This is a genomic window from Pseudoxanthomonas sp. (assembly GCF_027498035.1).
Taxonomy (GTDB): domain Bacteria; phylum Pseudomonadota; class Gammaproteobacteria; order Xanthomonadales; family Xanthomonadaceae; genus Pseudoxanthomonas_A.
Genome location: NZ_CP114978.1, coordinates 1682637 through 1696993 on the forward strand (window position 1 = coordinate 1682637; position 14357 = coordinate 1696993).

The following is a 14357-nucleotide window of genomic DNA, read 5'->3' on the forward strand; positions in this document are numbered from 1 at the left end:
CACCAGTCCGCGCGGCGTGCTGCCTTACGCGCGCCGCACGCCCAGCACCGATTGCAGCCGGCGCACCCGACGCATCACTTCAGCCAGGTGGCTGCGATCGCGCACCTGGATGTTGAAACGCATGACCGCGGCGTTGATGTCGCGCTCCAGGTATTCGACGCGCTCGATGTTGGACTGGCTCTGGGCCACCGCGGCGGCCACCTGGGCCAGTGCGCCAGTGCGATTCTCCACTTCGATCATCAGGCTGGCGTCGTAGTCGCCGCTGACGCTGGAATCCCAGCCGATCTGCACCCAGCGATCAGGCGACTTGCGGAACTCGACCACGTTCGGGCAATCCAGCCGGTGCACCACGATGCCCTTGCCGGCGGTGTGGAAACCCATGATTTCGTCGCCGGGAATCGGCTGGCAGCAGTTGGCGAAGCTGATCACCCCACGCTCGCCACCGGTGATCAGGATCTTCTCCTGCGAATGCTTGGAGTGGCCGCCACTGCGCAGTTCGGCAAAGGCCATCATCGCCTGCGCGGCCTGGGCCGGCATCCAGTTGCCCAGCGCCACGTCTTCCAGCAGGGCTTCCAGGCGCGGGTATTTGTGTTCGGCCAGGAAGGCCTCCAGGCGCTGCGCCGGCAGGCGGTCGAGCGAACTGTCCAGGTCTTCCAGCGCGCGATCCAGCATGCGATGGCCCAGCTGCACGGCATCTTCGTGACCCAACTGCTTGAGCTGGTGGCGGATGGCGGTGCGCGCCTTGCTGGTGACCACGAATTCCAGCCACTGCGGCTTTGGCGCAGCCGATTTGGCGGTGATGATCTCCACGCTTTGGCCGCTGGTGAGCTTGGTACGCAATGGCACCAGCCGCTTGTCCACGCGCGAGGCCACCGCCTGGTTGCCCACGTCGGTATGCACGGCGTAGGCGAAATCCAGCGCGGTCGAATTGCGCGGCAGCGACAGGATCTTGCCCTTGGGCGTGAACAGGTAGACCTCGTCCGGGAACAGGTCGACCTTGACGTTGTCCAGGAATTCCAGCGACGACCCCGCCGAGCGCTGGTTTTCGATCAGCTCCGAAATCCAAGCATGGGCGCGGCTCTGCGCGCTGCTCGGCATCTGCTGGCCGAACTTGTAGGTCCAGTGCGCGGCGATGCCGCGCTCGGCCACCAGATCCATTTCCTCGGTGCGGATCTGCACCTCGATCGGCGAGCCGTACGGCCCGAACAGCACCGTGTGCAGCGACTGGTAGCCGTTGGCCTTGGGAATCGCGATGAAATCGCGGAAGCGCCCGTCCAGCGGCTTGTACTGCGCGTGGGCCGCGCCAAGCGCGTGGTACGCATCGGGCACCGAGGCTACCACCACGCGGAAGCCGAACACATCCATCACCTGGTCGAAGCTTTTCCCTTCGCTGCGCATCTTGTTGTAGATGCTCCAGGCGGTCTTGACCCGGCTGACCAGGGCGGCTGGAAATGCCTTCGCGCGTCATCCGCTGGGCCAGGTCGGTTTCGATCTGGGCCAGCGCCTCGCGGCGCATCACCGGCTGGCTCTGGATGTGCTTGCGGATGATCGCGTGACGCCACGGATACATCGCCGCGAAGCTCAGGTCCTGCAGCTCCGACTTGACCAGGCTCATGCCCAGGCGCTGGGCGATGGGCGCGTAGATGTCCAGGGTTTCGCGAGCGATGCGCGCACGCGCCTCGGCACTCTGCGCGCCCAGCGTACGCATGTTGTGCAGGCGGTCGGCCAGCTTGATCATGATCACGCGCAGGTCGCGCGACATGGCCAGCAGCATCTTGCGGAAAGATTCGGCGGCGGCTTCCTTGCGGTCGCGGAACTTCAGCTTGTCCAGCTTGGTCACGCCATCGACCAGCTCGGCCACCGCTTCGCCGAACTCGCTGGCGATTTCCGCGCGGGTCAGCGGCGTGTCTTCGATGGTGTCGTGCAGGACCGCCGCGATCAGCGTCTCCACGTCCATGCCCAGCTCGGCCAGGACCTGGGCCACGGCGACCGGATGGGTGATGTAGGGCTCGCCCGACTTGCGGGTCTGGCCTTCATGCGCGGCTGCACCGACTTCCCACGCGCGGCGCAGCAGCGGCAACTGCTCTTCGGGCAGGTAGCTGGCCGCGGCCTTGAAACGGCGCACGTACTCGGGCAGCTCGTCACCCTGGGGCGGCGGTGTGCGGATGGCCTTGCTGGAACGCCCTGGATTCATTGCGAAAGCCTATGCCAGCCAAGCCATCGCGGCAATGCACCATGTGCGGGAAACCACACCTCGTGATGGTGCAGTCACTGCACACCATGCGCGAATGCACCAGAACCCGACGCCGCAAACGCCGACGGCCCGCACAAGGCGGGCCGTCGGGGCAGGCATTCAGGCTGATCTGCGAAAGATCAGTCGTCGCCCTTGGACATGTCGTCGTCGGCGACCACTTCAGCGGCAGCCCACTCCAGCGCTTCGCGCTCGGCGCGCTCACGCTCGGCCTTCTCGACGCGGTCGATCAGCTCGTTGTCGATCGTACGGGCCGCGATCTCGCGCAGCGCCAGCACGGTCGGCTTGTCTTCGGAGTCGTTCTCGATCGTCGGCTCGACGCCGTTGGCAAGCTGGCGGGCGCGCTTGGCGGCCATCATGACCAGGTCGAAACGGTTGTCGACGACTTTCAGGCAATCTTCTACGGTGATGCGGGCCATGTGGGCTCCAGGCGGACTGCCACCGGCAAGGTGGGCCGCGCGACTAGCGGAAAGGGACCGCGGATTTTAGGCATCTGCGCCCAGGATTGCAAGGCAACCCTTCAAAATCAAACGGTTAAACCGGATTTCGGCTTCCCATGGGCCTAGCGCCTGGGCAAATGGCGCGGCACGCGCACCTGCAGCAGCTCGACCAGTGCCGGATCCATGAAGGCGTAGTCGTCCGGGATGTCCAGGCAGGCCACCCGTACGCCATCCAGATGCGCGCGGAATTTCTGTGACAGGCGCGAACGCTGCGCCTTTTCCATCACCAGCACCAGATCCGCCCAAGCCAGCAGCTCGGGGGTCAATGGATTCTCAGCAGTGTGGTTCAAGCCGGCGGAAGCGACTTCAATCCCGGGCCAATCCGCGAAGACCTGTTCGGCCGTCGGGCTGCGCAGCCGGTTCTGGCTGCAGACGAACAGGACGTTCAAAGCGTGCAGCGAATGCGCAGGCTCAATCAGCCAGCAGCGCGTCGATCAGGCTGCGGTGTTCGGCCAGCTGTTGTTCGCGGCGCAGGCGGCTGGCGGTGAAGATCGAGCACATCTCGTCCACGGCCTGGTCGAACACCTCGTTGACGATCACGTAATCGAACTCATCGAAGTGCGACATCTCCTCGCGCGCGGCAGACAGGCGCTGGGCGATGACGGCCTCGCTGTCCTGGCCACGCTTGCGCATGCGCTCTTCCAGCGCACCGCGCGAGGGCGGCAGGATGAAGACGCTGACCGCGTCCGGCACCTTCTCGCGCACCTGGCGCGCACCCTGCCAGTCGATCTCCAGCAGCACGTCCTGGCCAGCAGCCAGCTGCGGCTCGACGGACTGGCGGGCGCTGCCCTTCCAGTCGCCGTGGACACGGGCGTATTCGAAGAAATCGCCGGCGTCTATCATCGACTGGAACTGATCGGCACTGACGAAGTGATAGTGCTGGGCATGGCGCTCGCCCGGCCGTGCCGCGCGCGAGGTGAACGAGATCGACAGGCTGATGCGCGGGTCGCGCGCCAGCGTGGCATTGACGATGCTGCTCTTTCCGGCGCCCGAAGGGGCCGCGACGATATAGAGGGTGCCGCGCATGGCGTGTGGTGGCCTTGGCATCGCCGGGTCAGCGGCGGTTGCTTCAAAAGGCGGGCAAGTCTAGCAAAGCCGCGCCGGGCCGCCAGCCACGGTCATTCCAGGTTCTGGACCTGCTCGCGGATCTGGTCGATCAGGACCTTCAGCTCCACCGCGATATTGGTCGTGCGCACGTCCACCGACTTGGAGCCTAGGGTGTTGGCCTCGCGGTTGAACTCCTGCAGCAGGAAGTCCAGGCGCCGGCCCACCGCGGCATCCTGCTTCAGCACCCGGCGGATCTCCTTGATATGGCTGCCCAGGCGGTCCAGCTCCTCGTCCACGTCCAGCTTCTGCAGCGACAGCACCAACTCCTGTTCCAGGCGGCCCGGATCGGCCGGCTGGGCCAGATCGGCCAGGCGCGCTTCCAGCTTCTGGCGCTGGCCGGTGCGGATCAGCGGAATCAGCTCACGCGCCTCGGCCGCGTGCGCCTCGATGCCGTCCACGCGCTCGGCGATGGCTTCGGCCAGCTTGCTGCCTTCGCGCTCACGGGCGGCGACGAACTGGTCCAGCAGCGCATCCAGCAGTTCCAGCGCCGCGGCCTGCAGCATCTCCGGATCGATCCCACGGCTGCGCAGCACGCCCGGGTACTGCAGCAGTTCGGTCAGGCTGGTGCGCAGGCCCGGGAAGCGCGAGGTCAGGCCCAGGTTGAGCTGGGCCAGCTCGTCGACCATCGCCTGGTTCAGGTGCAGGCCGCCCTCGCCTTCGGCCGCGCGCAGGCGCAGCACCAGGTCCAGCTTGCCACGGCCGATGCGGGCCGAGACGCGCTCGCGCAGGGCCGGCTCCAGCGCGCGCAGTTCGTCGGGCAGGCGCAGGCCAAGCTCCAGGAAGCGGTGGTTGACCGCGCGGAGTTCGGCGCTCAGCGAGCCGCCTTCGATCTGGCGCTCGACGGTGGCATAGGCGGTCATGCTGCGGATCACGGCGGTCGGCTTCCAGGGGCAAAAGGGGCGTGGATGGTACCCTAGCGTGCCTCGCGGCCCGGTCGATCACGCCGCCGCGACCCACTTCTTCAAAGCGATTTTTCATGACCTTCTCCCGCCCCAGCGGTCGCGCTGCCGACCAGCTTCGTCCCGTGTCGATCCAGCGCGGCTTCACCAAGCACGCGGAGGGCTCGGTGCTGGTGTCCTTCGGCGACACCCGCGTGCTGTGCACCGCCAGCGTGGAGAACCGCGTGCCGGGCTTCCTGCGCGGCAAGGGCGAGGGCTGGGTGACCGCCGAATACGGCATGCTGCCGCGCTCCACCCACACCCGCAGCGACCGCGAGGCCGCGCGCGGCAAGCAGGGTGGGCGCACGCTGGAAATCCAGCGCCTGATCGGCCGCTCGCTGCGCGCCTGCGTGGACCGCGGCGCCCTGGGCGAACGCACCATCACCCTGGACTGCGACGTGCTGCAGGCCGATGGCGGCACCCGCACCGCGGCCATCACCGGCGCCTACGTGGCCCTGGCCGATGCCATCAGCGGACTGAAGGCCCGCCGCGAGATCAAGCGCGACCCGATCTTCGGCGCGATCGCCGCGGTGTCGGTCGGCATCTACAAGGGCGTGCCGGTACTGGACCTGGACTATGCCGAAGACAGCGACTGCGATACCGACATGAACGTGGTCATGAACGACGGCGGCGGCTTCATCGAGGTCCAGGGCACGGCCGAAGGCCATGCGTTCCGCCGCGAGGAAATGGATGCCCTGCTGGGCCTGGCCCAGGCCGGCATCGACCAGCTGGTGCAGGCCCAGCGCGACGCGCTGGCAGGATGAAACGCCGCATCGCCCTAACTACGTTGTTGGTGCACGACTACGACGAGGCGATCGCCTGGTATACCCGTGCGCTCGGTTTCACCCTGCTGGAAGACCGCGCAATGGGTGCCGGCAAGCGTTGGGTCGTGGTCGGCCCTGGCGACAGCAACGCGGCCGGACTGCTGCTGGCCCAGCCTGGCAACGACGCCCAGCGCGCGCGGGTCGGTGACCAGACCGGCGGGCGCGTCGATCATTTTCTGTACACCGACGATTTCCAGCGCGACCACACCGCCATGCGCGGGCAAGGCGTGGAATTCCTGGAGACGCCACGTGACGAGGCCTATGGCACGGTCGCGGTATTCCGCGACCTGTACGGCAACAAGTGGGATCTACTGGAGCCCAAGTGATGAAACGTCTTGTCCTGGCCAGCGGCAACGCCGGCAAGCTGGCCGAGTTCAACGCGATGCTTGCGCATCTTCCGTACGAAATCGTCCCGCAGAAATCGCTGGGCGTGGAAGACGTGCCAGAGACCGGCCTGACCTTCGTCGAGAATGCGCTGATCAAGGCGCGCCATGCTTCGGCCGTCACCGGCCTGCCGGCGCTGGCCGACGATTCGGGCCTGATCGTCGATGCCCTGGGCGGCGCGCCCGGCCTGTACAGCGCGCGCTATGCCGGCACGCCGACCAGCGACGCGGCCAACAACGCCAAGCTGCTCGAGGCGATGCAGGACGTGCCCGATGGCCAGCGTCGCGCGCGTTTTTACGCAGTGATCGTGCTGCTGCGCCACCCGGAAGATCCGCAGCCGCTGATCGCCGAAGGCGCGTGGGAGGGCGAGGTGATCCGCGAACTGCGCGGCAATGGCGGCTTCGGCTACAACCCGCTGTTCCTGGACCCGGACCATGGATTGACCGCGGCGGAAATGGACGCCGCGCTGAAGAACAAGCTGAGCCATCGCGCCCGCGCGCTGGACGTGCTCAATCAACAGCTGACTGCGCTGTTCGCCAACATCTGACCGGCTGGATCCGTTCGTCTCCCGATGCCATCCATGGCGCAACCTCCAGGTCACACCAACCACCGGCCCGGCCATCCATGGCCGGTCGATCAGCCGCACGCGGAGCAGTGCTCCGCAAACGTGCAGCTGATCCCACCGCCCCTGTCGCTGTACGTGCACCTGCCCTGGTGCGTACGCAAATGCCCGTACTGCGATTTCAATTCGCATGAAGGCAAGGGCGCGCTGCCGTTCGACGACTACGTCGATGCGCTGATCCGCGATTTGGAACAGGACCTGCCACTGGTGTGGGGCCGCAGCGTGCACAGCGTGTTCTTCGGCGGCGGCACGCCGAGTCTGTTCCCCGCCGAGCAGATCGACCGCTTCCTGCAGGCCGCCAGCGCACGACTGCGGTTCGTGCCCGAGTGCGAGATCACCCTGGAAACCAACCCCGGCACGGCCGAGCACGGGCGCTTCGATGCCTACCGCGCGGCGGGCGTGAACCGGTTGAGTTTCGGCATCCAGAGTTTCGATGACGCCTGCCTGCGCCGGCTCGGCCGCATCCACGACAGCGCCCAGGCCGAAAGCGCGGTCAAGCTGGCCCAGGACGCCGGCTTCGACAACCTCAACCTGGACCTGATGTACGCCCTGCCCGGCCAGGACCCGGACATGGCCCTGGCCGACCTGGAACGCGCCTTCGCCTTGGCGCCGGCGCACATCTCGCATTACCAGCTCACCCTGGAACCCAACACCGTGTTCTTCGCCCGCCCGCCCAAGGGCATCCCGGACGAAGACGGCGCCTGGGATATCCAGGAAGCCTGCCAGGCGCGACTGGCCGACGCCGGCTATGGCCATTACGAAGTCAGCGCCTACGCCAGGCCGGGCCGGCAGTGCGCGCACAACCTGGGCTACTGGCGCTATGGCGACTACCTGGGCATCGGCGCCGGCGCGCACGGCAAGATCACCTCCGGCGGCGAACAGACGATCCTGCGCCGCTGGAAGATCAAGCACCCAACCAGTTACCTGGCCAGCGCCGGGACCCCTGCCAGCCTTGGTGGCGACGACCTGATCGCCCCGGAACGGCGGCCGTTCGAATACATGCTCAACCTGCTGCGCCTGCGCGAGGGGTTTGCCCTGCGCGATTTCCAGGTGCGCACCGGGCTGCCGGCCGCGCACATCGCCCCGGCCCTGGCGCAGGCCGTGGAGCGGGGCTGGCTGGATGTCAGCGGCACGCGCGTGACCCCCACCGCGCTTGGCCTACGTTTCGCCAATGACGTCATGGAGCTGTTCCTGGGCGAGTGAAAGCACCGCGATGCAGCGGCCCCGAGCCACCGGGACTGCCCAGGTGTGTTAAAAATCCGTGGCAGAGCGCAAAGCCAAAATGGAACCCAATGGCTGCTTCAGGGGCTGCTTCACCCATTCATCCCACCACGGACACGCTGGCCGCGTCCGCGCTGCCGCAGCGCGTCCGTCGCATCCTGGATGTGCTGCTGACCCAGCTGCAGCCGCATCTGGTCACGCGTCTGGAGGCCACGGTCCACGCACTGGAGCAGGAGCTGTTCACCCAGGCCGAACGCGCCCGCAGCAATGAGCTGCAGGGCACGCACCTGGCCAACCTGCAGCACCTGCGCAGGCACCGCTCGCGCCTGCTGCCACGCATGGCTGCCGTGCTGGAAAGCGAACTGGCCAACCTGCGCACGCCGCGCGAGGCACGGGAAGAACCCGTCGATATCCCTTCGATGCTGACCCTGGTGGCCGACGACGACGTCGACCAGGAGATCGTCCTGCAGGAAATCGCGCGCCGGCACGAAAACCGCAACCACGAAGCCCTGCACCTGCTGTCGCAGCGGATGGGAGTGCTGGCCGGCAGCCCGGCGCTGGAAGAAACCCAGCAGCCGCTGTCGCCGCAGTCACTGTGCCGTGCCCTGCGCGCAGCCGCCGTCGAACTGGACGTGGACCTGCCGACCCAGCTGCAGCTGTACCGCGTGTTCGAACAGCAGGGCATGGCCAGCTACGGCGCGCTGCTGGAGGAACTCAACGCCTTGCTCGGCCAGCAGGGCGTGTTGCCCGGACTGGTGTTCGCCCCGCAACGCGCACGCACGCCGTCCGGCCGCATTCCGGTCACCCGTGACAGCCAGTCACCGGAAGCGGCCGCCAGCAAAGCACCGACGGCCGCAGCCGCGGCACACTCCCAGTCGCAGGAGTCCGCGCCCAGCTGGACCCGCCCGCCCGCCTCCAGCCGCCCGCAGGAAGCGGTGTCGAGCTTCGCCTCGCTGCAGCGCCTGCTGTCGGCCAGGCATGCGCGTGTCCCCACCCCTCCGTACAGCGGGGGCGCCCCCGCTGGCGCGGACCCCGTGGGCATTCGCGGCGCGATGGGCGGCACCGATCAGGCCCGGCGCAGTGGCGCCGGCCCGGGCACCGGTCACGCGGGCGACGCGGGAGGTGGCAATACGCTCTCCACCGGCAAACTGCTCAACACCTTGCAGACACTGCAATTGCAGGTCTCGCAGGGCCAGGTACCGCAAGCGCCGATGTCACTGGATGAAGTGCGCGAACGCACCCTGGCCGGCCTGCGCCGCGCCCACGGGCCCGATGCACAGCTGGCGCGCGAAGACGCCGACACCTTCGAACTACTGGACCTGCTCTACCACGAGATCGGCCGCGAGGTGCGCAAGGGCCCGGCGTCGGACCTGCTGGGCCAGCTGCAGGTGCCGGTGGTGCAGGCCGCGCTGAACGACCGGGAGTTCTTCCTGCGCCCGCAGCACCCGGCGCGCGAACTGCTCAACGCGGTGGCCGAATCCGGCGCCAGCTGGCTGGGCGAAGACGAGATCGACCCGGCCCTGCTGCAGAAGCTGCGCACGGCCGTGACCAATGTGCTGACCGAGTACACCGGCGACGAAGCCGTGTTCGAACGGGCCCACCGCGAAGTGCAGGACCATTTCCAGGTCGCCGCGCGCAAGGCCGAAGTGGCCGAACGCCGGCATGTGGAAGCCGCGCGCGGCCGCGACCGGCTGGAGATGGCCAAGCGCGCCGCCGCCCAGCTGATCGACACCAGCCTGGGCGGACGCCAGCCAGCGCCCTTCGTGCAGGCGCTGCTGACCCAGGCCTGGGCCGACGTGCTGACCCTGACCCGCCTGCGCAACGGCGAGGAATCGGCCGAATGGCAGGAAGCAGCCGGCATCACCAGCCAGATCGCCGAGGCCATCGGTTCGGCCGATGCAGCCCCGGAACCGGCACTGGCCCCACGCATCGAACGTGCGCTGGTGCAGGTCGGTTACCACGGCGACGAGGCGGCAGTGATCGCCCAGCGCCTGTCCGGTTCGCAGGCCGAACCACCCGGGGGCACCGACCTGGCCGCACGCGTGCAGGCGCGTGCGAAAAGCGCCGCGGCCGATGCCGACGCGCCCAAGGTGGACCTGCCGACGCGCAGCAGCGCCGAGCAGGCCAGCTACGACATCCTTCGCAAGCAACCGTTCGGCACCTGGTTCGAGTTCACCCACAACCAGCAGGGCGACGTACGCCGGCTGCGGCTGTCCTGGTTCAACCCGACCAGCGACCATGCGCTGTTCGTGAACCAGCGTGGCCAGAAGGTCGGCGACTACACCCTGGACAGCATCGCCCGGCTGATGGCGCGCGGGCAGGCACGTGTGCTGACCGAAGACCGCGGCCGCCTGATCGACCGTGCCTGGCAGGCCACCATCGGCAAGTTGCGCGAGATGGCCGGAGTCGCCGCATGAGCATCACCGAAGCCCGCCGCGCCCAGCGACGCAACCCCAATGGCGCCATCATGGTCAGCGACGTGATGACCAGCCAGGTGATCGGCCGGATCGGCAACATCTCCGAGGCTGGCATGTTGCTGGTCGCCAGCGAACCGCTGCGCGAGGACGCGCTATACCAGCTGCAGTTCACCCTGCCCGGCAGCACGCCCGCGCGCGAAACCACGATCGATGCCGGCGCGCACCTGCTGTGGACCGGCGCGGCGCATACGCCGGGCCAATCGCTGTGCGGCCTGCGTTTCCTGACGCTCTCGCCCGCGCACCTGGCCGCCCTGCGCGACTGGGTGGGGCGTTAAGCCAGCACCCAGCGTCGGCGGGGCGATTCCGGCAAAATTGCGGGCTCATCCGTGCCCCGAGCTTTCGCCATGACGCTGCAACCCGATCCCGCACCGCTTTACGCCGATCACCTGGCCACCCTGACCCGGCGCGCGGATCAAGCCCTGGCTCGTGGCGGGTTGGATCACCTGGTCATCCCCAGTGGCCGCCTGCATTACCAGGCGTCCGATGACCTGGGCTATCCGTTCTACGTCAACCCGCAGTTCAAGGCCTGGCTGCCGCTGACCCGGGTGCCGGACAGCTGGATCGTGTACACGCCCGGCAAGCGCCCGCAGCTGATCTTCCTGCAGCCGCGCGACTACTGGCACGTGGTGCCGGGCACGCCAGAAGGCTGGTGGGTGGAGCATTTCGATATCCACATCATCCGCACCCCGGACGAAGCCATCGCGCTGCTGCCCAAGCCGGCCAACCGCTGCGCCATCCTGGGCGAGCCGCTCAGCACGCTGGGCGAATACGCACCCAACAACCCGGAGGCCGTGGTCGATTACCTGGCCTGGCATCGTTCGTACAAGACCGCGTACGAAATCGCACTGATGCGCCAGGCACAGGCCCTGGCCGTGCGCGGCCATCGCGCCGCCGAAGCCGCATTCCGCAACGGCGCCAGCGAATTCCAGATCCACATGACCTATTGCGCCGCCGTCGGCCAGGACGCGAGCGAACTGCCGTACGGCAACATCATCGGCCTCAACGAACACGCTGCGGTGCTGCACTACACCGAACTGGGCCGCAGCGCGCCGGCGGTGTCGCGCAGCTTCCTGATCGATGCCGGCGCCAGTGCCGCCGGATACGCCAGCGACATCACCCGCACCTATGCGGCCGATACGGGCAGCGAGTTCCAGGCGATGATCGACGCAGTCGATGCCGCGCAGATCAGGATGTGCGAAGCGGTGGGCCCGGGCGTGGACTACAAGCAGCTGCACATCGACGCGCACCTGTCGCTGATGGGCATCCTGAAGGACTTCGGCGTGATCACCGTCTCGCCCGAGGCCGCGCTGGTCAGCGGCGTGTCGGCAGCATTCTTCCCACATGGCCTGGGCCATCCGCTCGGCCTGCAGGTGCACGACGTGGCCGGCTTTGCCGAGTCCGACCGCGGCGGTCGCATCCCGCGCCCGGCCGGCCATCCCTACCTGCGCATGACCCGCCTGCTGGAGCCGGGCATGGTGGTGACCATCGAACCGGGCCTGTACTTCATCGACATGCTGCTGGACGACGCCAAGGCTGCCGGCCATACCGATGCGATCAACTGGGATCGCGTGGCGCACTTCAAGCCCTTCGGTGGCATCCGCATCGAGGACAACGTGCTGTGCACTGACAGCGGTGCCGATAACCTCACACGACCGGCGTTCGCGGCCGCGCCATCGCATTCGCGCTGACGTCCCTCCAGACGCACTGCGCGTCCGTAGCCAGGATAAGCGAAGCGCATCCGGGATGACTGCGGATGCCGTGTCCCCGGGTGCGGCCTATGGCATGACCCGGGCGACGTAACCAAGCGCCCCTGCAAGAGCGGCCCATGGCCGCGATGGGGCTCACCGGTAGGGCCGCTCCTACGAAGCGCTGGCCATGACCTGCTCGATTTCATCCGCGCTGCGAGCCAGCGCACCGGTCAGCACTTCGTGACCTGTGGCGGTGATCACCACGTTGTCCTCGGTGCGGATGCCGATGCCGCGCCACTTGGCGTCCACGCTGGTGTCGTCGGCGGAGATGTACAGGCCCGGTTCGATGGTGAAGACCATGCCCGGCTCCAGCAGGCGTGACTCGCCGTCGATGCGGTAGTCACCGACGTCGTGCACGTCCAGGCCCAGCCAGTGGCCGGTCTTGTGCCGGTAGAAGCGCTTGTAGCTGCCATCGGCGATGCACGCCTCCAGCGTGCCCTTGAGCAGGCCGAGCCGGAGCAGCCCTTCGGTCAGGGTTGCCACGGCCGCCTCGTGTCCAGATTCGTAGGACACCCCCGGCCTGGCCTGTGCCATTGCAGCCGACTGCGCCGCACCGACCAGATCATGCAGCGCGCGCTGCGCGGGGCTGAAGCGGCCATCCACCGGGAACGTGCGGGTGATGTCGGCGGCGTAATTGCGGTATTCGGCGCCCGCGTCGATCAGCACCAGATCACCAGCCCTGGCCTGGCCGTTGTTGGCCACGTAATGCAGGGTGATCGCGTTGGCGCCGGCGCCGACGATGCTGCCGTACGCCGGCCACGCATCGTGGCTGCGGAACACGCATTCCATCATCGCCTGCAGCTGGTACTCGCGCATGCCGGCACGCACGCAGCGCATGGCGAGCAGATGCGCTTCGACACTGATGTCCGCGGCGCGCTGCATGAGCTTGAGCTCGTCCTTCGACTTGAACAGCCGCTGCTCGTGCAACAGGTGGCCCAGCTCCAGGAACTCATGCGGCGGCTGCGCGCCGGTCCGTCCCTGGGCGCGGACCTGGTCCACCCAGCCGATCAGCTTGAGGTCGAATTCGGCATCGCGGCCGAAGTGGTAATAGACCCGCGAACGGCCTTCCAGCATCCCGGGCAGGATCTCGTCCATGTCCTCGATGGGATAGGCATCGTCCATGCCGTAGTCGTCGACCGCGCCCTGCTGGCCAGCGCGTGGGCCGTCGTAGACCTCGCGGGCCGGATCGCGGTCGCGGTTGAACAGGATCACCTCACCGTGGCGGCGGCCCGGGATCAGCACCAGCACCGCATCCGGCTCCGGGAAACCGCTCAGGTACCAGAAGTCCGAATCCTGCCGGAACGGATAGTGCGTATCGTTGCTGCGCACCCGCTCCGGCGCGGCCCGCAGCACCAGGATCGCGTCGTCACCGGCCATGCGCATCAGCTGCCTGCGCCGCCGCGCGAATTCGGCGGCGGCAATGCCGGCCGTGCTTTTCATGCGGGCCTGGAACCCATGTCGAACCGGCCACCGTTCCCGCTGGCCACGTCAGCGCACGCGCGGTGGGGCGCCATCACTCGGGCATGTATCGACATACATTTCCTCATTCGTCCTGGCCCCGCACGCGCGCTGGTGCAGCGGCAGCCAACAGCCCAGGCCTTAGTTCAGGCGCTTGCGGTGCCTGGGCGCCAGCACGCAGTCGCCGTGCAGCAGCAGGACCGCCACACGCACGAACTCCTCGATCTCGGCCAGCGCTTCCTCGTCTTCCTCTCCCTCACCCAGCTCCGGGCTGGCCTGGGCGAGCTTGCCGAGGTCGGCCAAGGCTTCGGCGCCATCGTCGGACAACGACGCATCGCCAACCGCTGCCAGGCCGAAACCACCCAGGAACGACCGGCACCAGTCGAACAGGGCCTGGGCGCGTTCTTCCAGCCCTGCCGCGGCCTCGGGCAGCAACAGGTCGAAGCCGAAGCCACGATCTTCCAACTGGGTGGCCGTGGAAGTGCGCAGTTCATCGAGCGGGCTATCGGGCGCGGGCGTGGCCAGCGACGGATCGGCCAGCACGCGGGCCGGCCAGTCCGCGACATTGTCGCCACCGCCCGCCAGCCAGCCGCACAGGCCTCCATGGAGTTCAAAAGGGCTCGCGCCAAGACCCAGGCTGCGTGCGGCCTGGTCGACGTCTTCGGGGGTCGGCAAAGTCATCGCGTGGCGGCCTGCGGCCGATCAAAAGCATCAGATTGCATGCGCGAAATTGTAGAACGAAAGCCGCCCAACCGCTTGTTGCGTGACGCACCGCACGCCTACACTCCGGGCATTCCCGGCGCTGGCGAACGAAGCGGAGTCGTTTC

13 protein-coding genes and 1 pseudogene are annotated in these 14357 nt (G+C 67.7%); 7 read left to right on the plus strand and 7 right to left on the minus strand.

Features of this window, described 5'->3' with window-relative positions; all coding sequences use genetic code 11:
* Positions 1-24: 24 nt before the first annotated feature.
* From O8I58_RS07350 to O8I58_RS07370, 5 genes and pseudogenes are all read right to left on the minus strand, one after another.
* A pseudogene (locus tag O8I58_RS07350) lies at positions 25-2194 on the minus strand (bifunctional (p)ppGpp synthetase/guanosine-3',5'-bis(diphosphate) 3'-pyrophosphohydrolase).
* A gap of 179 nt (positions 2195-2373) precedes the next feature.
* Positions 2374-2670: a DNA-directed RNA polymerase subunit omega gene (gene rpoZ, locus O8I58_RS07355; protein WP_298321866.1), complete on the minus strand. Its 297-nt coding sequence runs from the start codon at positions 2668-2670 to the stop codon at positions 2374-2376.
* Between the two features lie 143 nt (positions 2671-2813).
* Positions 2814-3140, minus strand: a complete 327-nt coding sequence (locus O8I58_RS07360; protein WP_298321868.1) for a low molecular weight protein tyrosine phosphatase family protein — start codon at positions 3138-3140, stop codon at positions 2814-2816.
* 22 nt (positions 3141-3162) lie between these two features.
* Positions 3163-3777 (minus strand): guanylate kinase, encoded by a 615-nt coding sequence (gmk, locus tag O8I58_RS07365; protein WP_298321870.1) that lies wholly within the window; start codon positions 3775-3777, stop codon positions 3163-3165.
* Positions 3778-3869: 92 nt separating this feature from the next.
* Complete coding sequence (locus O8I58_RS07370; protein ID WP_298321872.1) at positions 3870-4730, minus strand: YicC/YloC family endoribonuclease; 861 nt, start codon at positions 4728-4730, stop codon at positions 3870-3872.
* A gap of 104 nt (positions 4731-4834) precedes the next feature.
* Here O8I58_RS07370 and rph point away from each other — a divergent pair, with 104 nt between their 5' ends.
* The 7 genes from rph to pepQ all read left to right on the plus strand — a co-directional run bounded on the left by rph (position 4835) and on the right by pepQ (position 12012).
* Entirely contained in the window at positions 4835-5560 is a 726-nt protein-coding gene (gene rph, locus O8I58_RS07375) for a ribonuclease PH (RefSeq protein WP_298321874.1), read from the plus strand.
* A complete protein-coding gene (locus O8I58_RS07380; RefSeq protein WP_298321876.1) occupies positions 5557-5946 on the plus strand; it encodes a VOC family protein in 390 nt (129 codons plus the stop codon). The genes rph and O8I58_RS07380 overlap by 4 nt, the downstream gene beginning before the upstream one ends.
* Positions 5946-6551 (plus strand): RdgB/HAM1 family non-canonical purine NTP pyrophosphatase, encoded by a 606-nt coding sequence (rdgB, locus tag O8I58_RS07385; RefSeq protein ID WP_298321878.1) that lies wholly within the window; start codon positions 5946-5948, stop codon positions 6549-6551. Before O8I58_RS07380 ends, rdgB begins: the two co-directional genes overlap by 1 nt.
* 120 nt (positions 6552-6671) lie before the next feature.
* Positions 6672-7829, plus strand: coding sequence for a radical SAM family heme chaperone HemW (gene hemW / locus O8I58_RS07390; RefSeq protein WP_298321879.1), 1158 nt, complete (start codon positions 6672-6674; stop codon positions 7827-7829).
* 89 nt (positions 7830-7918) lie between these two features.
* On the plus strand, positions 7919-10264 hold the full coding sequence (locus O8I58_RS07395; protein WP_298321881.1) for a DUF1631 domain-containing protein: 2346 nt from the start codon (positions 7919-7921) through the stop codon (positions 10262-10264).
* On the plus strand, positions 10261-10599 hold the full coding sequence (locus tag O8I58_RS07400; RefSeq protein WP_298321882.1) for a PilZ domain-containing protein: 339 nt from the start codon (positions 10261-10263) through the stop codon (positions 10597-10599). The genes O8I58_RS07395 and O8I58_RS07400 overlap by 4 nt, the downstream gene beginning before the upstream one ends.
* A gap of 69 nt (positions 10600-10668) precedes the next feature.
* Entirely contained in the window at positions 10669-12012 is a 1344-nt protein-coding gene (pepQ, locus tag O8I58_RS07405) for a Xaa-Pro dipeptidase (protein ID WP_298321884.1), read from the plus strand.
* Between the two features lie 171 nt (positions 12013-12183).
* Here pepQ and O8I58_RS07410 read toward each other — a convergent pair whose 3' ends face one another.
* Both O8I58_RS07410 and O8I58_RS07415 read right to left on the minus strand, forming a co-directional pair.
* Positions 12184-13512 carry an aminopeptidase P N-terminal domain-containing protein gene (locus O8I58_RS07410; RefSeq protein ID WP_298321886.1) on the minus strand — a complete coding sequence of 443 codons (1329 nt, stop codon included), beginning with the start codon at positions 13510-13512 and terminating at the stop codon, positions 12184-12186.
* A gap of 159 nt (positions 13513-13671) precedes the next feature.
* Positions 13672-14211 (minus strand): UPF0149 family protein, encoded by a 540-nt coding sequence (locus O8I58_RS07415; protein ID WP_298321888.1) that lies wholly within the window; start codon positions 14209-14211, stop codon positions 13672-13674.
* Positions 14212-14357 lie beyond the last annotated feature (146 nt).